Source organism: Vibrio sp. 03_296 (genome assembly GCF_002265885.1).
Genome location: NZ_NPKW01000150.1, coordinates 1 through 23,467 on the forward strand (window position 1 = coordinate 1; position 23,467 = coordinate 23,467).

Below are 23,467 nucleotides of genomic sequence, written 5' to 3' on the forward strand. Positions count from 1 at the left end.
AAAAACACCGACAATGAAGCGCTAAAACCGAGCCACGGTGCTCGCTATACAATGGATCCCCGCGTTCGCGAGGATGACGGAGTGAGAGAGTAGCTAAATCAACAGAAACACCAGTAATGAAGCGATAAAACCGAGCCACGGTGCTTGCTATACGATGGATCCCCACGTTCGTGAGGATGACAGGGTGAGAGAATTGATGATGAATCCTCTGCCGCTCACTCTCGCAACAGCCAATGCGAAGGATGGATTCCGCGCCAGTAAGGATGGCTATATAGAGGCTTCACCTGACGATTGTTTAATCTCTCCTTTTCTCATTACGCCTTCCATAGTACCCTTGAACACTATTTTTTATTGATGGATTCCTACCAACAACAAGGTTGTTAGTCGATGATAAATCTCCCTTTTCAGCAGGCTATTTTGCCTCGTTTTCTTGTGCGTAGTGCAACCGTAGCCAGTTTGATTCTCCTTTCCGGTTGTGTTCAACGTTTCGATGACATGAGTACCACGCTAAATGAAGCGTTCTTTGGCGCAGAAGACATTACCCAAACCTCTCAGCAGGTGTTAGAGCTTCCCTACGCCAGTACTTATATGCGAATTAACGACGGCCAGCGTATTTTCATGGTGCTAGGCTACGCAGAGCAAAACCCAGACAACAGTCAACTACAGCTAAAATGGGTTTCTTCAGATGGCGGGATGATCGTGACGGAAAACGGCCGTGTGGTTAAAACGCTTAATCTTCCTTATGGGAACCTTATACGCAGAGAGGTGGATTTAGCGCACTCTCAACAAGCGAAACCTTGGCAAGCTAACCTTCAATGGCAAAGCCAGTATGATTGGGAAACACAAAGCTCTGACAGCAATAAAGGGAAGCATTACGGCTATCTTGGCGATGTGACGCTCACGCGAATGGGGAGTGAAGAGGCAATTTCCGCTATTTGGCAGCAAACGTTAACCATCTGGCAAGAGAACATCTTTTTCCCTCAATTAGATACCACGGTGCAAAACCAATACTGGGTTAATGGCAGTGGTCAAGTAATGAAGAGCATTCAATATCTTGGGCCTGAAATGACGCGTATTGAGTTCGAGATCCTGAAACCGTTTGCGGAGGCTGCACAATGAAACATGGCTTTTCCTTTGTCACCCTGCTAAGTGGAATTGTAGCGTCTGCGTTGACTCTTTCACCGAGCGTTTTAGCGGCTTCACAAGCGGTCGATATTCAGCAACCCACTCAGGTGATATTGCTCAATCATGGTTTACAACTCAACTACCCACAACCGGTTCGTCTTGAGCAAGTGCTCTTGGATGCTCAGCAGCAAAACCGTCAACAAAACGACTCATCGAATGCACAAGCATTGAGTTTCCATGAAGGCTTCCAGCTGTTTAACCTCAACAAACAAGCCGAGGCAGATGCCCTGCTACAGAACGTTCGCCAGCAACTTCTTGAACTCGCTAAAAATGAAGATTATCGCCGGGCCAGCCAGCTTTTACTAACGCTAGTGGAAAAGCATCAATACGGTTATCGCGAGGACATTAACTTAGATATTGATGCGGTGCGTTTGAAAGCGGATCTCAACCCTGCCCTACCGGGTCACTATGCATTAAAGCAAGCCTCACGCAAGAACCAGGTGTTTTTATTAGGATTGATTACCCCAAAAACAGTGCCTTTTTCTGCCGATTTCGAGGTCGCAGATTACATCGCGGACGGCACATTGAATGACAATGGCAATAAAAGCGAGGCATGGGTGATATCGCCAAATGGAGACAGCAGCAAAGTGGGTTATAGCTACTGGAACAATCAGCATGTGTCGGTGCAACCAGGCTCTACAATTTTCATTGGCTTTAACGCCAGTAATGATGTTCTTCAGGCGCTAGAGAGCGACATCGTCAAACTATTAGGGATGATCAAAGGTTAATTATGACGTACTTAAATTCCTCATCAAAAATCCCAAGCGTTGGCTTTCGCTCTCGAGTTTCCGTCGTTTGCCTTGGCGTATTCTCCGCACTAGCAGGCGTAACCTCTTTGCATTCACACGCCTCTGAGCTTGAAACCGTGACACTTCGCCCTTCACAAACTGATTTTGGTGGCGTGGGTTTAATGCAAATGCCGTCTGGCCGTATGGCAAAAGAGGGTGAATTCAACTTTGGTGTTAACCTCAACGACGACTACCACCATTATTACACCTCGCTGCAGTTGTTCGATTGGTTTGAAACCACCATCCGTTACACACGCGTGCCGGATATGCTGTTTAACCCGAATCCAGATTACAGCGGCGACAATCTCTATACCGATAAAGGTATTGATTTCAAAATACGCCTTTGGCAAGAGAGCTACTGGTTACCTGAAACCTCAATTGGCATTCGTGATTTTGGCGGGACAGGTTTATTTGACGGCGAGTTTATTGCTGCGACCAAACGGTTTGGCCCAATCGACTTTACGCTAGGTATGGGATGGGGTTATATCGGCCAAAACGGCAACTTCACCAACCCATTTTGCAAAGTTAGCGATAAGTTTTGTGAAAGGCCAAGTGACTATAAAGGCTCGGGGGGCAGCGTTGATTTTGAGCGCTGGTTTAAAGGCCCTGCCGCTCTCTATGGCGGCATTGAATATCAAACACCGTATCAACCACTGCGTGTGAAAGTGGAATACGATGCCAACGATTACAGCCAAGATTTCCCTTATGTCCGTGGTGGTAAGCCGATGCCACAACATACTCCTTGGAACTTTGGCGTGCTCTATCAACTTGGAGATTGGGGCGATGCCAAGTTAAGTTACCAACGTGGCGATACACTGACCTTTGGTTTTAATCTCTACACCAATTTTGATGATCTCAAAGCGGTTTGGCGAGATGAACCCAAGCAAGCCGTCACGGGAAGACCAAGCGAAGGCAATACCGATTGGCAAGCAGTCGCCCAGCAACTAGACAGCAACGCGGGTTATCAACAAAGCACCTTGTATGAGCAAGGTGATGCTTTGGTGATTGCGGGTGAGCAGGTTAAATACCGAGATAGAAAAGAAGCGCAAGATCGCGCCGCCGCGATTTTAGCCAATAACGCACCAGACTACATCACTACCTATAAGATTGTTGAAACCCGTAATGGCGTGGACTTAACGCAAACCGAGCTTGATGCAGAAGCTTATAAACAAGCGGCGACGTATCAATACGTTGGTGCCAATAGCCGCGAGCTAGGCAACACCAGCGAGCCCAATTACCGTGAAAACGCGAAACCATTGACGACACATCGCGAGCGCTGGAACGCAGGTATTTCTCCTGTGTTGGCGCAATCATTAGGTGGCCCTGAAGCGTTCTACTTGTTCCACCTTGGTTTTAATACCGAAGCGAACTATTGGCTCACCAATAACATCGAAGCGAGCGGTTCTATTTACGTCAACCTTGCCGATAACTACGACAAGTTCAACTACGTAGAGAAAGACCCTCATATTTCGAACTTCGCCGTGCCGCGCGTGCGAACGATGTTCCGCTCCTACGTGAGTGATAACCCTGTTCGTCTAAACCATATGCAGCTCACTTGGTTTGCTCAACCTACGCAGCAAGTCTATACCCAAATGTACGGCGGTTATTTGGAAACCATGTTTGCTGGTGTAGGTGGTGAAGTGCTTTACCGTCCATTAGGTAAAAACTGGGCTTTGGGCTTGGATGCGAACTTAATCTCGCAGCGTGACCCAGATAGCTGGTTTGCCACATTCGACGAACCGTTTGTTTATTACGATGGCTACGATGCCTCTAACTGCAAACCAAACGATACTGGCTGCCAAGCTTACGTTCTTGATAAAGGCACTACGGGTCAACTTTCTGCTTACTACATGCCTCAGTGGTCTTTGTTGGAGAACACGTTGTTTAAAGTCAGCGCGGGTAAGTTCTTGGGCGGCGACAACGGGGTACGCGTCGATTTCTCCAAACAGTTTAAATCCGGCATGATCGTCGGTGCATTTGCGACCGTGACGGACCTGACAACTGAGGAATATGGCGAAGGCAGTTACAACAAAGGCTTCTATATTTCGATTCCATTTGATGCGATGACGATCAAACCAAGCACGGCGCGTGGTGTTTTTGCTTGGCAACCAATCACTCGTGATGGCGGTCAAACACTGAGTCGCAAGTACGAGCTATTTGAAGTGACCAACGCGAGAAGCCGTTGGTATTGAGAGAGAAAGGTCTAGGGTCTAGTTTTCTTATTTCTCCCATATAGGCAACTGAACTCTCATCGGATTAGGAATTCAGTTGCCTTCATACGAAGAACCCAGGTTAAGACCAAGTTCTAGCACCCTCCTCCTTTTCCTGATAAAATTTTTTGGCATTTTTAACCTTAGGTGGAAGATTTATGATCATCGTAACTGGCGGCGCTGGCATGATTGGCAGCAACATTGTTAAAGCCCTAAACGAGATTGGTATCAATGACATTCTGGTTGTAGACAACCTAAAGAACGGTCGAAAGTTCAAAAACTTGGTTGATCTCGACATTACCGATTACATGGATCGAGATGACTTTCTCACTCAGATCATGGCGGGTGATAACTTTGGCCCAATCGAAGCGGTCTTCCACGAAGGTGCTTGCTCTGCAACAACGGAGTGGGATGGCAAGTACATGATGCTCAACAACTACGAGTATTCAAAAGAGTTACTTCACTACTGCCTAGAGCGTGAAATTCCATTCCTATATGCTTCTTCTGCAGCCACTTACGGTGAAACCACTGTTTTTAAAGAAGAACGTGAATACGAAGGTGCACTCAACGTTTACGGCTATTCAAAGCAGCAATTCGATAACTACGTTCGCCGCTTGTGGCAAGATGCCGAAGAACATGGCGAGACACTATCGCAAATCACAGGCTTCCGTTACTTCAATGTTTATGGCCCTCGTGAGCAGCATAAAGGCAGCATGGCATCGGTTGCTTTCCACCTTAACAACCAAATCCTTGCGGGTGAAAATCCAAAACTGTTCGCAGGTAGCGAGCAGTTCAAACGTGACTTCATCTACGTTGGTGACGTGTGTAAGGTAAACTTATGGTTTATGCAAAATGGCGTTTCTGGCATCTTCAACTGTGGCACGGGTAACGCTGAGTCTTTTGAAGAAGTGGCAAAAGCAGTGATCAAGCATCACGGCAAAGGAGAGATTGAAACTATTCCATTCCCTGAACATCTAAAAGGCGCCTACCAAGAGTTTACTCAGGCAGATCTCACAAAACTGCGCGCCGCTGGGTGTGATGTTGAGTTTAAGACTGTCGCTGAAGGAGTAGCGGAGTATATGGCGATTGTTAATGGTTAGGTTCTAGGTTCTAGGTTCTAGGTTCTAGGTTCTAGGTTCTAGGTTCTAGGTTCTAGGTTCTAGGTTCTAGGTTCTAAAATGTGTATCTCTGGCACCTAGAAGTAAAGAACTAACTCATTGAATCTTAGCAGACGCTATGACTAGAATATTGACGAAACATGAAAACTGAACGTAACGACTTCGATCCCAAAGCATATCACCCCACCTTCCAGTGGGGTTTTCTTGCTCCTAAATACTGGGGGACTTGGATTGCTATACTCTTTGCTATTCCAATTACATTTCTACCAGTAAGCATCAAACGACGAATTGCTCGTACGATTGCCAAAGTACTCATAAAGAAACGTAAAGGTACTATTCATAATGCATGGGTAAACCTGCACCTATGCTTTCCAGAGCGCTCTCACGAAGAACGAGAACAGATTCTGTTTCGCTGTTTAGAGACTGCAGGCATTTATTTGCTGACCTTCGCGTCTTTAACAACTCGCAGCAAAAAGTGGCTCACACGAAATACCAACATTAAAGGAATGGAACACCTCCAAACTGTGTTAGACCGAAAATCGAATGTGATTTTGATGGTACCGCATACGTGGACCATTGATATTCCTGCCATCGTGCTAGCATCTAGAGGCCTCCCTGTCGTGGGTTTTCAAAACCTCAAAAAAATGCACTAACAGATTGGCTAATGCATCGCCAAAGAGTGCAATATGGTGGAAAAATATTTGAGCGAGATGCGGGTGTAAACCACTTTATCCGAGCTATTCGCAAAGGCTATCTAGGCTATTATTTAGCCGACCAAGATCATGGACGTGAGCAACGAAGCGTATTTGTTGATTTCTTTGCTGCCACTAAAGCGACACTACCCGGAGTGGGTAAATTAACCAAGGTAGCCAAAGCAGAAGTTGTTCCCATGGTCTCAAAACTCAATGTTGACACAGGGCAATTTGACGTAGAGTTCTTCCCAGCATGGGAGCACTTCCCTACAGAGAATGAAGAGACTGATGCGCGCAAGATGAATGCACATATCGAAAATGTGATCGCTGAGTCCCCAGAGCAATATATGTGGATTTTCCAACTTTTGAGGACTCAAGAAGATAAAACCGCCCCCAACCCTTATCGCGATCCACGGTATATGGACTAGCTATGACAAAATTTTTAATCATTGGCCCTTCTTGGGTTGGCGATATGGTGATGTCACAATCACTCTATACCACGCTGAAACAGCAACATCCCGATGCTCTCATTGACGTCATTGCCCCTGGATGGTGTAAACCGATCTTGGAGCGGATGCCCGAAGTCAACCGCGCAATTGAAATGCCGCTAGGCCATGGCGAGTTCAACCTATTAGGTCGTCGTGAAATCGGTAAATCCCTACGTGAGTTTGGTTATGACCACGCTTACGTCTTACCTAATTCAGCGAAATCCGCCTTAATCCCATGGTTCGCCAATATCCCCAAACGTACAGGCTGGCGGGGCGAAATGCGCTATGGGCTACTGAACGATCTTAGACCTAATAAGAAAGCCTTTCAGTATATGGTCGAACGCTATGTGGCCTTAGCTCATCCACGTGAACAAATGATCGATTCCTCCTCGTTAGGTGGGCTAGAAACCTTACCTCGCCCTAAATTGTCTATCCATACTGATGCTCAGCAACAAACACTAGCGAAGTTTAGTCTTGCGGTGCAGAGCAAAGTGATCGGTCTTTGTCCTGGTGCTGAATTTGGACCAGCCAAAAAATGGCCGGAAAATCATTATGCCGAAGTCGCCCACGCAATGTGCCAGCAAGGTCATCAAGTATGGTTGTTTGGTTCGCAAAAAGATCGCGATACCTGTAATGGCATTAAACAAGGCGTACCTAGCGAATTTCATCACCAAATTCACGTATTGGCTGGCGAAACCAGTTTAATTGAAGCGGTGGATCTACTGGCGGCTTGTCACACGGTTGTCAGCAACGATTCAGGCCTAATGCACGTCGCGGCGGCGGTTGGGTGTAATGTCGTCGCGGTATATGGCTCAACATCACCAAAATACACACCGCCTTTAGCAGAAAACGTAGAAATTGTTCACACCGATATCGAGTGTCGTCCCTGCTTTAAGCGCGAGTGCCAATACCAACACCTCAAATGCTTGTCTGAACTGACACCAAAACACGTGTTAGACAGTATTCGCAAACTCGACGCCATTGCGGTGAACGCATGTTAGTAAGATGGCTCTACACACTCCTACTGGCTTTAGCGGCCCCTTTGCTGCTGTTTGGTTTGTATCGTAGCAAGCCAAACAAGCCCAAATTCGGTAAACGTTGGAAAGAGCATTTTGGCATCACCCCCACGCTTGATGGGCAAAACCAACCACTCTGGATCCATGCTGTTTCTGTCGGAGAAAGCCTCGCGGCAGTTCCGCTAATTAAAGCAATTAAAGAGAAAACGCCCGACCAAGTGATTGTTGTGACCACCACCACGAGCACCGGCGCAGAACAAATCGCAAAATTAGGCAACTTAGTTGAACATCGCTATATGCCTATCGACTTTGCCTTTGCGGTTCGAGGTTTTCTTAAGGCAATCAATCCAGCCAAGATGCTGATCATTGAGACGGAATTGTGGCCTAACACCCTCGCAACTGTACACAAAGCCAATATCCCGATTATCGTGGTCAATGCCCGTTTGTCAGAAAAATCTCAGCAAAACTACGCCAAAGTTCAGCCGCTATTTAATCTTATCCACCCTTGCTTGGGTAAAGTCCTTTGCCAATCTCAAGCGGACGCCGATCGTTTCGCCAAACTCGGCATCCCGACAAACAAACTCAGTGTGACGGGCTCGATCAAATTCGATATCCATATCTCCGATGAGATCAAACGCCAAGGCGTGGAATTACGCACTCTGCTTGGCCAACAAAGGCCGGTATGGATAGCCGCAAGTACCCACAGAGGCGAAGATGAACAAGTATTGGATGCTCATAGACAAGTGTTAGAAACGCATCCAAATGCACTCTTAATACTCGTGCCCCGACACCCAGAGCGTTTTGACTCGGTGTTCGAACTGTGCCAAACACAAGGTTTCGAAACAGTAAGGCGCACACAAGCAAACATCATTGCAGACTCCACGCAAGTGTATCTTGGTGACACTATGGGTGAGATGTTGGTCTTACTCGGTGCAGCAGATGTCTGCTTTATGGGTGGTAGTTTAATTGGAGACAAAGTTGGCGGGCATAATGTTTTAGAGCCCGCAGCTTTGGGAGTTCCGGTTATAACAGGGCCGAGCTATTACAACTTTACTGAAATTATCGATAAATTAATGGCCCAAAAAGCCATTATGATTGGTGAGGATAAAACGCAAATTAGCACATACTTATTGCTGCTATTATCTGAACCAGAGGCTCAAAAAAGACTTGCGTGGAATGCCTATACCTTTTTACAAGCAAGTATGGGTTGCACCCATAAAATCATTCACTCGCTTTAAGCTGAGACTATCATGAACATATTTGTTGCTACATCACCATTTCAGTACATTTGCGCTAATGAAGCGAGAGTTGCCTATCAAACTCAAAACAATATCCTTTTTCTCGTCAAACAAAACCGAGAGCCTGGAATCAGTCAACTGAATCATGTTTTCTGTTCAAATGACTGGAATCATATTATTTGGGTAGAACGTCATCAACGCACGTTTAATGTACCGAAAGCCATCAAACAAGCCATCCGTATTAATGGTGGCAGTAAAACATTCGAGCGTTTTTTCTATGCCGAATACAACGCTTGGCGAACAAAGTTGATCCGTCGTAATCTCACTTTTTCGCAAGAAATCTATTTTGATGATGGAACAACTACGGTTTTTGAATACGAACGCTATATTCGCGATGAAAAAACCTTCTACCGACCTCGCTTTGTGCAAGACAGTTTGATCCGCTTACAAGGCCTAAAGCCCATTGGCCATCTTGAGCATTTTCCACAGTTTGAAATCTTTTCCATTTTTGACCTGCTGGATCCCATCCATCCACACCGCCAAAACGACTTCAGTGCGCTCAAAGCAAAATATGGTAATCAGCCGGTTTACTCAGCAGATGCGCCGGTCGGGTTTCTCGGACATGGCGCCGTCGGTGGCAAAAATGGCAAATGCATCGACACTTATCTGTCGGAAGTCAAACAGTTTGTCCACTACGCCAATGGCCAAGTGATGTACTTTCCTCATCGCACCGAGCTACCAGACGTAGCGAATGAGATCAAGAACATGGCCAATGTCATTTACCACCACTCCTCTCTACCACTAGAGATCGAACTTCTGGATAAAGGCATTTGTCTCTCTGCGTTATATGGCACCTACTCCAACGCTCAGTACAGCCTCTCTGTTCTGTATCCCGATTTACCGGTTTACAACCTGCTCCCAAGTGGCGAAGGCATTAACCAAACGAGAAAAGATAGCTATACCGTTATCCATCGATTGTTTGAAAAAATTGCCATCCCAAACGTACAAATTTAATAAAAAAGGCCTTTCATTCGAAAGGCCTTTTCTCTATCAACGCGAGTTTATCAATATTGATAACCCGCCATTTTTTCATAAATAGGGAACAGTGAGCACTGCTCTTCTAAACGACACAGTAAACGCGCATCATCGCCCAAGAAAGCTTCCACCTGCTTAAATAAACCAGGCTTAAACTCTTTGTCGAGAGCATCATCAACTTCAACCGCCACTAACGGAATCGTGCCTCTTTTTTGCACTTGTAGTGCTTCCATTGGTCTGAATACGTAGCGATTTTCTTTGGTTAATACTTCAACAGACCAGCGACCAGCCGATTCCCAGTTTGCGGAATAATTAAACAAGGCACCTTGTTCTGTCATTCCCGCGCCAGAAAATACTGACCCTGCTTGATGCCAGTTTAGGCTGCCTTGAACAAAGCAGCAGATATCTCGAGGCTTGCCACCCAAGTAGAACGCCAGATCGGCAACATGAGTCGAATTAGCTAAGAACCACTTGTTTAACACCTCTTGAGGCTTGTCGATTTTTTCAATGACATGCGCCCATTCTGTCAGTTCAAAGTTGAATGAAGTGACCCCACCTTCCTGCTCAATCAAGCGCTGCGCTTCCAGTACTGAGGAGAAGAAACGACGGTTGTATGCAATATAAACCGCACAACCATGCTGCTCACTGAGTTTGCGCAACTCTTCAATTTCCGCCTGTGCGGTGGCGCCTGGTTTTTCGACCAGAATTTTTTTCACGCCCGCTTCGATGAGTTGCTTGGTGGTTTCATACAGTTGAGCGACGCCCACGCTCACAATCGCCGCCTCTGCTACCACTTTGGTATTGGCAATATGCTGCGCTAATCCACCGCAAATCACTGCTTTACCCGTTTTTTCAGTGAACGATGCTGCTGAGTCACTACCACGGCCGACCACCTGATAATCACAGCCTTGAGCATCGAGTACTTTGGCATAGTCAATCGACATTAAACCAGAACCAATTAGCCAGATCATACTTACTCCTCAATATTAAGTAATTGGGCAAGCGTCCAAATGAACGTTAAGGGTTTTTGATAGGTGCTCAAGGACCACCTCAATAAATGGGGTATGCAGTGAACATGATTGCGTAAACGGCGTTAACTGACACTGATTGGTTGTCAACAGTTCGGTGACATTCGCTCCCGTCAGTTGGCTTTGGAACAGCGGAGTGTGGCTATGTTGTGTCGTTGTGCCATCTTGGCTAAACAGCCAGGTGCGCTCCACTTCGTTAACAACATGGCGTGAGAGACCATTGTCGATAGTCACAGCTAAACTTGGGATGAGATCTTGGCCACTTTCAATTCGTAACGTGTTTACACCGATGGCATATTCGATCGCGCCTGTCACTTCATAAAAGCCTGCACGCTTACTTTCAATCAGCTCAGCATCCAATGCCACATTGGTAACTTGTAGCGCAGCACTGTCGACAAGGTAAGAGAACAAGTCGATAAAATGAACGCTATTACATGCCATACCCCAGGCGTTACCAGTAACAGTCATGCTCACTGGCAGACTGGCATCCAAATGAGATTTAAGCTCTTGGTAACTTGGGAAAATACGGCGTGGGCAGTTCACCCAACCTTGTACTTGATGCTGCTGAAGTAAGGCTAAGATCTCTGAATAATGCGCCAACTTTTGAAACAGAACCTTTTCAAAAATGATGTGTTTGACGCGGTTCGTACTCAGCAAAGCTTTGGTGACGTCGGCACGAACTTGCGCAGCGGTGGCGATGATGCAAACGTCGAATGTCTGAGAATCAGGCAACGTGGTGCTATAGCTGATCTGACTATTGTCATTGCCCCACTCCACTTGTTGAGCGCGCTCTTCAGCGATGTTCAGTGAGTCTTGTGACGGATCAATAACGGTAATGTCTAAGCTTTCTGCCGCTGCCAATGCACCTTGCAAATGGCGGCTACCCAATTGTCCCGCACCGACGATCAATAACTTATGCATTTTGTTCCCTATATTTTAACACCGTTTCTGCAATCAAAAAGTCCAACTCATGGTCAATATCGACCGAGCTTTCATTGTCCATTACATAGGCAAATATGTTTGAAGATAAAAATAGCGAGTTTTCTTGGTAGAATCGGCTCACTTTTGTTAAGTAGATTGCACCATTGATTCGATAGTAATCAGGAAGATCCTGACTTCTCAACTGACTCACTTCATGACGGATAAAATCGGCCATCGAGCGATCGTCTGGTAAGGTGTTCGCCCAAAGTGGCGAGTGATCACAAGGGCACACTGACACGACGGCATCCGCCGTATGCGCTTTAAGTTGCTCGATCGCGTGGCGAATGTCATCCGCACTGCGAATTGGTGACGTTGGTTGTAACAGTAAGACAAAATCAAACTCTTCACCTTGTGCGCGGTAAAAATCCAGCGCATGACGGATCACATCGGTACTGGAGCTAGTGTCGGTGGCTAACTCTGGTGGGCGAATAAACGGCACCTCTGCCCCCGCTTGTTTCGCAATCTCCGCAATCTCGTCACAGTCCGTCGTCACCATGACGCGAGCGATCTCTGGCACCGCTAAGGCGGCGTCTATCGTCCATTGGATCAGAGGCTTACCATTTAAATTTTTGATGTTCTTGCCTGGTAGCCGCTTACTGCCCCCACGGGCAGGAGTAATCGCCAGTATTTTCATTACTTATAAACCTAACGTGAGAATATCCACTTGTGCACGCTTATAGTCATCCATACGACCAATATCTAGCCAATATTCATGAAATGGAAATACATGGATGTCTCGACCAATTTGCTGTTCAAACAATGTTGGCATATCCAAGTATTCTCCTTTCGCTACTGAAGCAATCAGCGATTTGTTCAACACGTAAATGCCCGCATTGACATGGAAGCGATAGGTCGGTTTTTCCACAATCCCGGTGATTTTGAAGTCTTGAGCTTCAATCACACCAAAAGGCACTTGATATTCAAACTCACGGACACACATGGTCGCTTTTGAGTCATTTTTATTATGGAACTCAAGCACATCTTCAAAGTTGATCTTGGTCAGGATGTCTCCATTCATCACGATAACGGGCAGATCTGGCAGACTATCTGGTAGCAAGCCTAACGCACCGCCAGTACCTAATGGGGTTTCCTCATGAATATATTGAATCGACACGCCCCAACGCGAACCATCGCCCAAAGCTTCATGGATCATTTCTGGTAAATAATGGGTTGAGATATAGAAATTACTAAATCCTGCTCGAATAAAACTCAAGATGACCGTTTCTAAGATCGGGCGCTCGCCCACTTTAAGTAATGGTTTAGGGCAGTTATCCGTCAATGGTTTGAGGCGAGTCCCAAAGCCACCTGCCATTAAAAAGACCGGATTGGCGTATTCGGGTTTATGTAACAAGCCATGCAATGTTTCCAAGCCAATCACGACCCCATTACTTAAGATTGGAATGGCGTGCAGCTCTTTGCGTTCCATCAAAGAGAGAATATTGTCTCTCGACATGCTGACATCGGCAGTGGTTGGCTGGGTATTCATAACCAAATCGACACTGTCTTCCAATGAGGCATCTCTTAAGATGGCACGACGAATATCACCATCGCTTACCGTTCCTAACAACTTGTTCTGCTCATCTACGACTAGGGCTAGTTTCAACGCTTGTTGATCAATAGTCCTCAACACAGAACGAATCGAAGCGGCGGGTGAGACTAAAATCTTTTTCCAGTTGTGGCTCATGCGTATGCCTTATTTTCTAGCGACTGTATTTAATAAATTTTACTGGTGTTGGGCTTTGTGCTAGCTGGCGATGTTCGCATTCATCGGTAGCCCGAAAACCCAGCGCAGTAGCGGTCTTGACCGAAGCAATGTTGCTTTCCGCAATCCATGCAACTTGCATGGTGAACATAGGCTCAATGTGTTCCAGTCCAAGTTTGATCATTATCTTGGCGAGTCCACGTCCAGCATATTGTGCCGAAACGCCATAAGAGATTTCGACCGTATTATTGAGACGATCTTTATCGACACAAAAGTAACCAATTCGCACATCGTTCTCTTTGAAAATATAGATATCTCTATTTTCATTGTTCAGCATCGTCGTGTAGTGTTCAAGTAAACGAGTCCTATCCGGCGCAGTATTAAAACCTGACCAATAAATACTTTGGCTTTCCGATTTGATTGCGTGATAAAAGGTAAAGTCGGATTTATCTGCCAAAACAAGGGTCAGATGGTCAACATTCATCGGCATACTCCATTATCATATTGCAGACACGCTCAATGTCTAACTTCGAGTATCTTGAGTCCAAAGGCAATGACAGTAAATAATCACTCAGCTGATTGGAGACCATCGACAACTGGGGCCAATGCACAGCCAAGAAAATCTGATGCTGCATGAGTTGCTTTCTAACGGCATCCCGACTTTTCAGGACAATGGGTAAAAAACTTGGGAATTCAGGCACCACATCAAGATAGAGATGCGCCGGCAGCAAGTGTTTGGCTAAGGCGAGATTGCCCTGTCTATGCAGGTTTTCTTGATCCAAAGTACGATAGAACGTGTTGGCCAGCATACTGCTGCGTCCACTTGGCTGATAGATCCCCTGTGAGGTATCGAGCAGGTGCTCCGCTGCAACAAACGATGCTAAATAAGAAGCCTCATCACCCAGACCATCGGTGAGATATCTCGCTTTAAGATCTTTGGCTTGATATTTAAGCTGAGCAAAACTCGCCAACGACTCAACCGTAACCCTCGCCAGAGGTTGATTGGAAATAAGCTGACTGTAGTCTGGAATCGCGGTGATTTTTCTTAAGCTATTGAAGTAAAACCAATGACACGGGTTATCAAAGCGCGGCTTGCTGATACCAAACACATCATCGAGAATAAAGGGAATTGTTAAGGTCGCGAGTAGATGGTCCAAACTAACCGTTTGCGCACCAAAATATCGCACTAAATAAACCGCATCAATCCCAACCAACGATTCACTGTTGAGAACAATAGACAAGTCTGGCTTTACGCGATAGAAATCGAAGTTCACTTCTTGTTCGATTAATACATCAATAACGATCTGACAGATAAAATCAGGAACCAGTATCTTTTTATGTTTTAATCTCATTGACTGAATCGCCCATCGCAAAGATGAGCGCCCAGAGTTGGTAACCCCATAATAAAGATTGTCCGATAGCAGTTCTTGCTCACCACCAATCGTTTTTTGATTAATATTCGACGTCATAGAACTTCTTGGATTTCAATTTGCTCAAGTCGACTGACTTAATGATACTCACCAACTTTTGCGAACTGTTGCCCTGACCGTAAGGATTAACGACCGTGTAGAGTCGCTCTTGGAAAGCATCCGTATAGATAGTAGCAATGGCGTCAATAATCTGCTGCTTTTCAACCTCAACGTCAATAGTGCTATCAGCGCGTACTCGACCTTTTTGACGAGAGCCAATATTAATCGACGCTATTCTAAATGAAGGGGCTTCAACGATACCACTCGACGAATTCCCGACCACCGCATCAACATATTGCAGAGCAGACAAATAGCGCAATTGCCCCAACGAGGTAAACGCCACTGACTTGTCTTTATGGTCGACCACGTACTGATCAATCATTTTGTTAATCAGACGGCCACCCACGTCAGCATTCGCTTTAGTGAAAATGATCAAACAGTCATCAAGAGTATCTAATGCCGCAAGAATATGGTTAAAATCCGCTTCAATCTCATCAACTGATTGGGTTGTTTCCGGATGATAGGTAAATAGCAGATTTTTCTTTTTTAACTTCACGCCAATAGACTCTTCAAAGGCACTCTTAGAAAGCAACTCCATTCTTAGAATGTTATCCAAGCCCACTTCACCAATATTAAACACTCGATCTGGGCTTTCACCCATTTGAATGACACGTCGAGAGTATTCTTCCATAGCAGTGAAATGCAGTTGCGACAGTTTGGTGATCGCATGACGAATAAGTTCATCAATCGCCCCTTCCGTTAACTCACCGCCATTGAGATGAGCGACAGGAATACGTGCAATATTGGCCGCTGAGACAATCGGGATTAACTCGTAACGGTCACCGAGTACCACGACTAAATCCGGGCGCAACTCTTCAAATGCTTCAGCAAAACTGATTTGGGCCAAGCCCATACTTTTACTCACACCCACAGGGGTATCTGAAGAGAGTAAGATCTCAATTTGCTTGTTAACACAAAAACCATCATCCAAGATTTGCTGGTTGGTATAGCCAAATTCTGGCGACAGATGACTGCCAGTAGAGATGATTTGTAACTCAAGTTCAGGATCATTTTGAATATCATCCAGCAAACATTTAAGTAAGCCATATTCCGCTCGCGTTGCAGTGACTACGCAGATTTTACGCATTAGATCAGTTCTCCAATCTGGTAATCTTTCTTCGCCACAGAGCCAACTACTTCATCCCAACGGGTTGGAGAAATACCGTTACCTGGACGTTTAATTTCTAACATATCTGCACAAATAATGCTGCCCGCCGTGATCGGCTTGCCAGCCACTAAGCTCTTGCGCACAATGTTACGGTTTTCCTGTTCGGTTTTAGTGGGTACCTTCCAGCCATTACCCAGAGCTTGTTCAATATTGCGGATCGCAGTGACCATGTCGGCGAGCTCTTGTGGCTCGAGGCTAGCTTTATGATCCGGCCCAAACATGGTTTTATCTAGCGTGAAATGTTTTTCAATCACTTTCGCGCCTAGCGCCACCGCTGCTACTGGTATTTCAGTACCCAACGTATGATCAGAGTAGCCGACAATAATGCCCGGGAACGCTTGTTCGATCGTCTTCATCGCCAACAAGTTAACGTCTTCTGGCGCGGTTGGATAATCGGTTGTCGCGTGTAAAACCGTGATCATGTCGAGTGATAAGCCCGCGTCGCGCAACGTCGCCACCGCATGCTCCACTTCCGACAAATAGCCCATCCCCGTTGACAAGATCACTGGCTTAGCAAAGCTCGCGATATGACGTAGAAATGGTGTGTTGGTGAGCTCTCCCGAGCCAATTTTGAATACGGCTTGTAAGCCATCTAAAAATGTGGCGCTTTGCTCTTCGTCTGGCGTTGACATAAAGGTAATACCTTTATAATCACAGTACGACTTTAATTCTGTAAAATCATCGTAGCTCAATTCCAAACGCTTCAGCATTTCAAATTGCGTTTCTTCACGTTGAGTGTTTTCAACTTGATAATCCGCCATTTTTGCGTCTTCTGTTACCAGTAATTCGGTTTTCCAAGTCTGGAACTTCACCGCATCGACGCCCGCATCCGCCGCCGCATCAATCAACTGTTTGGCTAAACGAATATCACCATTATGGTTTACACCGGCCTCAGCGATGATAAATGTCTTGTTTGTCATAAGTACCTCTAAGCTCGGTATAACTGGAATAACTTTGGTGCTTGGCGTTGCGGGTTTTGCTCAATCCACAACTGATTCAACTGGTGTCTCTTCTCTGGTAAGAAATCTAATCCAGCAATATAAAAGGCTCTATTGAGTGGTGAGAACTTGCTCTTAAACTTAAATAAACTATCTTCTGGTGACGATGTCCGTCCCCCGCCTAACATCATATATCGGCATCCCTGCGCTTTTGCGTGTTCAAAAGCAGCATCCAACAGTAAGTAATTACCATTGTCTTTCGCCAACTCTTGGTTGTTCGCTGAAAGATGATAGTGGGCAAGCTCATTGCTACACATAAAAAAGCCAATCGAGGCATATTGTTGCTCTTTTTGGATGGCGAGCAAGCTGACCCCTTGGATTTTCATTAAAGCCTCAAAATATGGCTCTTTAAAGTAAAAAAAGTCACTTGCGGTGTTCTTTTGCATCGTATCGTAATACATGCTCATAAACTCACTGAGCGGTACATGTTCGTACTGTACCGTTAAGTTGTTCGCCGCTTTTTTCACAATATTACGCGTAGTTTTGGAATACTGCTGTCGACGTTCTTCACTGCTTTGCTCGAGATCTACGATCACGACTTGACGTTCAGCAAAATGCATATCAAATAGCGTATTGTTTTCAGCCAACGAATTGAAAGGGTGAAAGCGAATAAACTCACACACAATACGTTGCTGCTGGCAATGCTCGCGATACGCCGTAAACGCCCGTTGTAGAAAAGCAGGAGCGTCACAGTTTGATAGTGGCCCACCATAGCCATATGGCGTCTCTAAATCGTAAAGCTCTTCTTGTACTTCAACCCCAGCAACATGACTAATACGATGCTTAAGTGCCGTGAACCTCACATAGTGTTCGCCTTCTTGATAGGTGTACTCAAAATGATCACACCCCTGTTCATACAAGGCTGAATAAGCACGTTGATAATAAATATCAGCCGATAAATCTGTGGTAGGAGCTATAGTCATCTTGTTCCCTTACGCAACTGGCGTACTCGGTAAGTTAATCAGGTGTGCTTCAATGAATTCTGAATGGGTCAAATCCCCACGCAGGGCTTGTTCGAACATTGGTAAACGGTGCATTAACTGCCAAATTGGGCGAGTCATTACGCCAGCGGCATTAGTTTGCTCAAGCAGTTCATTGCGCTGCTGTGTATCTGCGCAAATGATGGCATTGAGCCAGTAGTTTGACTGTGCGTATTCTGGCTCGACCACAAACGTCACATCGCTGCTGGCGAAAAACGCTTGGTATTGATGTGCCAATTGGCGCTTTTGCGCCAGATAGCCTTCCAGCACTTCCATCTGCGCGCAGCCCAGCGCCGCATTTAAGTTCGGCATACGGTAGTTGAAGCCGGGCTCATCATGGAAGAATTCATAAGGGTGCGGCACTTTCGCCGTCGTAGTCACATGCTTAGTGCGTCTGCCCGCTTCTTCACTCCCGCAAAGCACCATACCGCCACCACCTGTGGTAATGATTTTGTTGCCGTTGAAACTCACCGCGCCAAAATCACCGATTGTCCCCGTGTGCTTACCCTTGTAAAACGAACCTAGGCTTTCCGCAGCATCCTCGACTAACGAGATATTCCATTTCAAACAAACAGCAACCAGTTCATCCAATTCTACCGGATGACCAAAAGTGTGCATTGGCACTACGGCTTTGATTCTTCTGCCCGTTTGCTTATGGATGCAACCTGCCTCAGTGACTTGCGCATTATCTTCTAAAAAAGCACTCATCGCTTTAGGGCAAAGCCCCAAGCTTACAGGGGAAACATCCACAAAAATCGGCTCGGCACCCATGTGATAAAGCGCATTGCAAGTTGCAACAAACGTCAGCGCTTGTGTGATCACGAAATCACCACGTTCAACCCCTGCCATGTAAAGGGCGGCGTGCAAGGCGGCGGTACCGTTGACCGTCGCCACCGCCTTTGGAGTACCAGTAAACGCTTCCATTTTACGTTCAAACTCATCGACAAACTTACCGACACTGGAGACAAACGTGCTTTCAATGGTTTCCATTACATACGCTTTCTCATTGCCCGCAAAAGTAGGGGCATGCAATGGAATAAAATCTTGGGTTTGGTATTGGTCGCGTACAAACTCAACCAGTAACTGTGCGTTCATTCTTCTTCACCCTTACATCTTGCTATCGAGGTATTTGCCCGTTTCTTTATGACCGAAGTCAGGGATCATCGTAAAGAAGAGCGCCACAATCTGCTCTTTGCTCCAAGCTCGTTGATCTTTCATTTGGGCAATTTGTTCTTCAAAAAGACTCAACAGCTCCGGTTGGTACAGAGATTCATTTTTGATGATGCCCAAATTTTCAAAACGTGCCATATCAAGCACTTCTTTATCAGTGAAAAACTCTTCGAAATCCTTTTCACCCGTCGTATCACTTTCGGTGAAAAGACAAGGCCATTTGCCTTGTGCTGGTAGCGTTTTCGCCAGTTCACGAGCTTCATCTTCATCCGCGCATAAATGCGGCTCGTAGCCTCTTTGTTTTAGGTATTTCACCGCAATGTCTGCAAATGTAATCAGATGCAATGCTTCACTGAGTTTCGGGAAGAAAATGTCGCGATTTTCACCAAAAATACACGACATCAAACACAGCTCACCCGATTCTTGAGGAGTGACAAAATAACGTTTGATATCGTTTGGTGCGACAATCGGCTGATTTTTTTGGATACGTTGGTTAAAACCATGCAACAGTGAACCATCAGAAAAGGCCACGTTAGCAAAACGCGCAGTTGAGATGGCAATTTGCTCACTCTTACGCATCAAGAACATTTCCATAATGCGTTTGGACGCCCCCATCATATTGACTGGGTTGGCCGCTTTATCCGTCGAGACACAGAAGTACTTTTTAACGCCAGCATCAATCGACTGTTGAATCGTCTTATCAGTGTTGAATACATTGACATCGATCATTCGCATTAAGGTAAATGGGTCTTTCTCACTGCGAACATGCTTAAGTGCAGATAAGTTCAATACGTAGTCATATTGGCCATCCGCCTTAATAAACGCATCATACTCAATAGAGCCGATGTCCAACGCGAATGTTTGGAAATCACCATCTATGTAACCGAATGAACTGCGAATATCGCGGACCAACTCCACCATATTGTTCTCGCTGATATCAACAACGTGCAACTTCTGCGGATGACGCTTAAAGATTTCTTTAGTGACCGCTTGGCCAATCGACCCCGCCCCGCCAAGAACAAGAAAACGTGACTCTGAAACGATACGAGACAACTCAGCTTCATGTTGAGCAATGTCTTGAGTGAACAGCGCATCGGTGCGACCGATAAGAGGTAGAATTGGGTTCATAGTATTTATCATGTAATTGTTTCAACTGCCTAAATTATACTATAGACTTAAACACGATTAAATCTTACCACGCAACCATGTTTGCGATGTCAGCAAACAAAGATGCTCAACCAAAGTAGACGACTGCACCTCTTCTGACTATGAATCTTTTTCTCTCTACCTCACCACTCCAGCTCATTTGCTGTATAGAAGCTAAACGCTTTTATAATACAAAAAACAATATCTTAATTCTAAGAGAAGAACGTTCTTCAGCAGGTAATGAGCAGATTAACAAGCTACTAGATAAGAGCGAGTGGGACTCAGTACTAATACTGAAACGAAATAGTAAGATTTGGAACACAGCACGACTTGTACATAAGATTAAAAGTTTAAATCCAAGCTTACAATTCGAGCATTTCTTTTTTGCAGATTACTTGGCGTGGAGAACCAATGTTCTTCTCGCAAACATACAAGCTAGCAATGAAGTCATGCTCGACGATGGAACAAATACAATATCAACATTCCAGACTCTTATTGAAACTGAACAGCATGTTTATCGGAATAAAAGAAGCAGAGATATACTAATGTCTGCTCTTGGTATAAAAAAAGCTAGAGTGATTTATCCAAGAAAAACATTCCGCCTTTTCACTTTTTTTAATCTAGTATCTAAAAAATTCCCCATTGATAGAAACGATTTCATCACACTGAAAGAAAGACTTAATATAAATTATTGTTATTCAGAAACAGCCCCTGTCGGCTTTATCGGTCAAGGTCTGGTTGGCAGTCGAGGAATGAAAATTACGGAATATTGCAACCTGTTAAAAACAATTGTGAAAAAGCATCCGAGAGGACTCATTTATTTTCCACATAGAAGTGAAACTAAAGACGTTGAAAATATAGTAAGGAGCATCGTTGGTGTTAACTACAGAAAAACGTCCAGTCCAATTGAGTTCGAAATCTCTAATGAAGAAATAAAACTATCCACCATTTATGGTATAACATCCGCAGCTTCATTTACATTAAGTAAAATCTACACCAACATACCAATCTATGATATCGAAGTTCCCATTGAAAAATACGAAATGCCATTACTTGGGGAAACTTTGGAATCATTAAGAAAAGAAATTGGGTTACCTTATGCAGAGTTGCCAGATTGGTAACCCCTCGACTCTACTTACTAAATCGACTGATCTGCTCTAAGGCTTGCTGCAGATAGGTAAAATTAGGTTGTTGATCTTTCAACTGGCGATTGGTTTTGTCCATAAATTGGTACTGGCCACCACCACTCACTTCTAGAATATTGTCATCGGTAATAATGGCATAACCGCTGTAGTTTGAGGAAATGATCCAATCACGTTTTACTGCATCACCGAGTAAATCTTCGCCAACCGAGTAATCTTTCACATCATTGGTCACGCCGAGATAGTGCTTCATCAACGTCGGCACAACGTCTTGGTGGCTAGTGAGCGCTTCGCTACTCCACTGCATCTTCGCCGCATCAACGCCAGGGCCAAAGATGGCAAACGGCACGTTGACCTGCGCATCGGTAAAGTTGCTGTTGTGCCCCCAGAAGTTAAGTTTGTTGTCGTTCATCTCTTGCCCGTGGTCACCGGTAATGATCACCACGGTATTTTCCAGATCGCCACTCTCTTTGAGTTTATCGAGCACTTTGGTTGCCATTGAATCGACATAACGCACACTGGTTTTGTAGCGATTAAAAAATGGCGTCGGATCCGTGTCGTTGTTCAACTTAAGATAGTTCACCTCTTTGAGCATCGGCTCATATTTCGGCTCAAAATCTGCAGGGAAATCGTAGCCATGGGGCGCATCGTAAAATAAGAAAGAGAACGTTGGCTTCGACTTATCACGTTGATCGTACCAAGCTAACCAATCTTGAGTAAGGTCTGCATCGAGCTCAGACGGGCGATCACCTTCAGAACCAATACGTAGGTTTTCCACTTTGGTGAAAACCGTTTGGTTGAACTCCGGTTTACGTAACTGAGCAGCAGTGAAGATACCTAATTGGTAATCCAAAGCCTGTAAACGGTCGATCAGTACCGGGCTTTGTTGGTTTGCTAGGAATCCATGCCAGTAGGTGCCCGGAATGCCGTAGAAAAGACCAAAGATACCTGTACGAGTCGCGTTGCCAGTCGCGATATGGTTATTGAAAACCACACCCGACTGCGCGTATTTCCACATGTTTGGCGTATTGTCTGCGTTGAAGGTATCGGCGCGCCAAGAATCCACCACCAGCAACATAATATTGAGCGGTTTCTCTACAGGTTGTGTTTGAAGTGGTGCTAATGGGTAATTCAAATCATTTTTGCGTTTAAACGCCAGTGCCTTTTGACGCTCAAGCGCCTGTTCATCCACCCAACCTTGTTTGCGCATAAATTTATCTGCTGTAGCAGGATAAAACAGCGGTAAATAGCGCTTCACCGTGGTCACCGGTTGATAGGCATGCGCTGCGGCCCAAATATGAATAGCATTGGTGGCCAGTAGCGCGGCAAAGGTCAACAACGCAAATTTGCGGCCAAGTTTCAGCGCTCTGACGGGTGCTCCATTTTCTAGCCAGCGAATTGTCCACCACTGCGCGGCCAACAACAAAGCGACACCGCCAATCACCATTAACCAAGTGATCAACGGAAAGCTAACAATTTGGCCTGACATCACGAGCTCTAGCACCACTGCATTAATGTGAAATCGATACTGTGCAAACACGATGGTATCAATAAACAAAGTTGCAACGCCTAACGAAGCAATTAGAGCTTGGGTACCATTACGAAATGGTTTCGGCAAAAATAAGGTGGGAATGGTCACTAAACCAATGATGGCGGCAAGCAGCGTCATCTGCCCCCAAGTACCAGCAAGAATAAAGGTGATGCCTAATGGATCCGTCGGGAACTCTGGCAGAAAGGCGAAATAACGGCTAGCAATCAACATTAACACCAAAGCGTTAATCAAAATAAACCAGCCGTGAGCGTGCAGCTTTTGCTTAAAAGACATGTAACTAACTTCCTGAGACTTGTGTCTA

General features: G+C 45.4%; 20 protein-coding genes and 1 pseudogene. 9 read left to right on the forward strand and 12 right to left on the reverse strand.

From position 1 onward, the window contains the following. The first annotated feature begins 387 nt into the window (after positions 1-387). The 8 genes and pseudogenes from CIK04_RS21010 (at position 388) to CIK04_RS21045 (ending at position 9,749) form a co-directional block, all read left to right on the forward strand. Positions 388-1,119, forward strand: coding sequence for a YjbF family lipoprotein (locus CIK04_RS21010; RefSeq protein ID WP_097353313.1), 732 nt, complete (start codon positions 388-390; stop codon positions 1,117-1,119). After that, the gene (locus CIK04_RS21015) at positions 1,116-1,913 is read left to right on the forward strand and encodes a capsule biosynthesis GfcC family protein (protein WP_097353312.1); all 798 of its coding nucleotides are present in this window, start codon (positions 1,116-1,118) and stop codon (positions 1,911-1,913) included. Before CIK04_RS21010 ends, CIK04_RS21015 begins: the two co-directional genes overlap by 4 nt. 2 nt (positions 1,914-1,915) lie before the next feature. Continuing rightward, on the forward strand, positions 1,916-4,165 hold the full coding sequence (locus CIK04_RS21020) for a YjbH domain-containing protein (RefSeq protein ID WP_097353311.1): 2,250 nt from the start codon (positions 1,916-1,918) through the stop codon (positions 4,163-4,165). Between the two features lie 176 nt (positions 4,166-4,341). Next, positions 4,342-5,283 carry an ADP-glyceromanno-heptose 6-epimerase gene (gene rfaD, locus CIK04_RS21025; protein ID WP_011078866.1) on the forward strand — a complete coding sequence of 314 codons (942 nt, stop codon included), beginning with the start codon at positions 4,342-4,344 and terminating at the stop codon, positions 5,281-5,283. Positions 5,284-5,441: 158 nt separating this feature from the next. After that, positions 5,442-6,421, forward strand: a pseudogene (lpxM, locus tag CIK04_RS21030) (lauroyl-Kdo(2)-lipid IV(A) myristoyltransferase). A 2-nt stretch (positions 6,422-6,423) separates the two neighbouring features. After that, positions 6,424-7,482: a lipopolysaccharide heptosyltransferase II gene (gene waaF / locus CIK04_RS21035; protein ID WP_097353310.1), complete on the forward strand. Its 1,059-nt coding sequence runs from the start codon at positions 6,424-6,426 to the stop codon at positions 7,480-7,482. Continuing rightward, complete coding sequence (gene waaA, locus CIK04_RS21040) at positions 7,476-8,735, forward strand: lipid IV(A) 3-deoxy-D-manno-octulosonic acid transferase (RefSeq protein ID WP_097353309.1); 1,260 nt, start codon at positions 7,476-7,478, stop codon at positions 8,733-8,735. Before waaF ends, waaA begins: the two co-directional genes overlap by 7 nt. 12 nt (positions 8,736-8,747) lie before the next feature. Continuing rightward, entirely contained in the window at positions 8,748-9,749 is a 1,002-nt protein-coding gene (locus CIK04_RS21045; protein WP_097353308.1) for a hypothetical protein, read from the forward strand. Positions 9,750-9,799: 50 nt separating this feature from the next. Here the strand turns inward: CIK04_RS21045 and CIK04_RS21050 are convergent, their stop codons facing one another. Genes CIK04_RS21050 through CIK04_RS21100 form a run of 11 tightly spaced genes read right to left on the reverse strand, consistent with a single transcriptional unit; the run spans position 9,800 to position 20,454 of the window. Continuing rightward, positions 9,800-10,741 carry a Gfo/Idh/MocA family oxidoreductase gene (locus tag CIK04_RS21050; RefSeq protein ID WP_097353307.1) on the reverse strand — a complete coding sequence of 314 codons (942 nt, stop codon included), beginning with the start codon at positions 10,739-10,741 and terminating at the stop codon, positions 9,800-9,802. Positions 10,742-10,756: 15 nt separating this feature from the next. After that, entirely contained in the window at positions 10,757-11,719 is a 963-nt protein-coding gene (locus tag CIK04_RS21055) for a Gfo/Idh/MocA family oxidoreductase (protein WP_097353306.1), read from the reverse strand. Then, positions 11,712-12,413 carry a 2-C-methyl-D-erythritol 4-phosphate cytidylyltransferase gene (locus CIK04_RS21060; protein ID WP_097353305.1) on the reverse strand — a complete coding sequence of 234 codons (702 nt, stop codon included), beginning with the start codon at positions 12,411-12,413 and terminating at the stop codon, positions 11,712-11,714. Before CIK04_RS21060 ends, CIK04_RS21055 begins: the two co-directional genes overlap by 8 nt. A gap of 3 nt (positions 12,414-12,416) precedes the next feature. Next, positions 12,417-13,463, reverse strand: coding sequence for a nucleotidyltransferase family protein (locus CIK04_RS21065; protein ID WP_097353304.1), 1,047 nt, complete (start codon positions 13,461-13,463; stop codon positions 12,417-12,419). Positions 13,464-13,479: 16 nt separating this feature from the next. Beyond that, entirely contained in the window at positions 13,480-13,965 is a 486-nt protein-coding gene (locus CIK04_RS21070; protein ID WP_045629309.1) for a GNAT family N-acetyltransferase, read from the reverse strand. Then, a complete protein-coding gene (locus CIK04_RS21075; RefSeq protein WP_097353303.1) occupies positions 13,955-14,950 on the reverse strand; it encodes a pyridoxal phosphate-dependent transferase in 996 nt (331 codons plus the stop codon). Before CIK04_RS21075 ends, CIK04_RS21070 begins: the two co-directional genes overlap by 11 nt. Further along, on the reverse strand, positions 14,934-16,097 hold the full coding sequence (neuC, locus tag CIK04_RS21080; protein ID WP_045629306.1) for a UDP-N-acetylglucosamine 2-epimerase: 1,164 nt from the start codon (positions 16,095-16,097) through the stop codon (positions 14,934-14,936). The genes CIK04_RS21075 and neuC overlap by 17 nt, the downstream gene beginning before the upstream one ends. Further along, a complete protein-coding gene (neuB, locus tag CIK04_RS21085; RefSeq protein ID WP_097353302.1) occupies positions 16,097-17,098 on the reverse strand; it encodes an N-acetylneuraminate synthase in 1,002 nt (333 codons plus the stop codon). The genes neuC and neuB overlap by 1 nt, the downstream gene beginning before the upstream one ends. 8 nt (positions 17,099-17,106) lie before the next feature. Further along, positions 17,107-18,099: a GNAT family N-acetyltransferase gene (locus tag CIK04_RS21090; RefSeq protein WP_097353301.1), complete on the reverse strand. Its 993-nt coding sequence runs from the start codon at positions 18,097-18,099 to the stop codon at positions 17,107-17,109. 9 nt (positions 18,100-18,108) lie between these two features. Then, entirely contained in the window at positions 18,109-19,251 is a 1,143-nt protein-coding gene (locus tag CIK04_RS21095; protein WP_097353300.1) for a LegC family aminotransferase, read from the reverse strand. Between the two features lie 12 nt (positions 19,252-19,263). Continuing rightward, positions 19,264-20,454, reverse strand: coding sequence for a UDP-N-acetylglucosamine 4,6-dehydratase (locus CIK04_RS21100; RefSeq protein WP_097353299.1), 1,191 nt, complete (start codon positions 20,452-20,454; stop codon positions 19,264-19,266). Between the two features lie 140 nt (positions 20,455-20,594). Here CIK04_RS21100 and CIK04_RS21105 point away from each other — a divergent pair, with 140 nt between their 5' ends. After that, positions 20,595-21,593 carry a hypothetical protein gene (locus tag CIK04_RS21105; protein ID WP_097353298.1) on the forward strand — a complete coding sequence of 333 codons (999 nt, stop codon included), beginning with the start codon at positions 20,595-20,597 and terminating at the stop codon, positions 21,591-21,593. Between the two features lie 10 nt (positions 21,594-21,603). Here the strand turns inward: CIK04_RS21105 and CIK04_RS21110 are convergent, their stop codons facing one another. Further along, positions 21,604-23,439 carry a DUF3413 domain-containing protein gene (locus tag CIK04_RS21110; RefSeq protein ID WP_097353297.1) on the reverse strand — a complete coding sequence of 612 codons (1,836 nt, stop codon included), beginning with the start codon at positions 23,437-23,439 and terminating at the stop codon, positions 21,604-21,606. Positions 23,440-23,467: the final 28 nt, after the last annotated feature.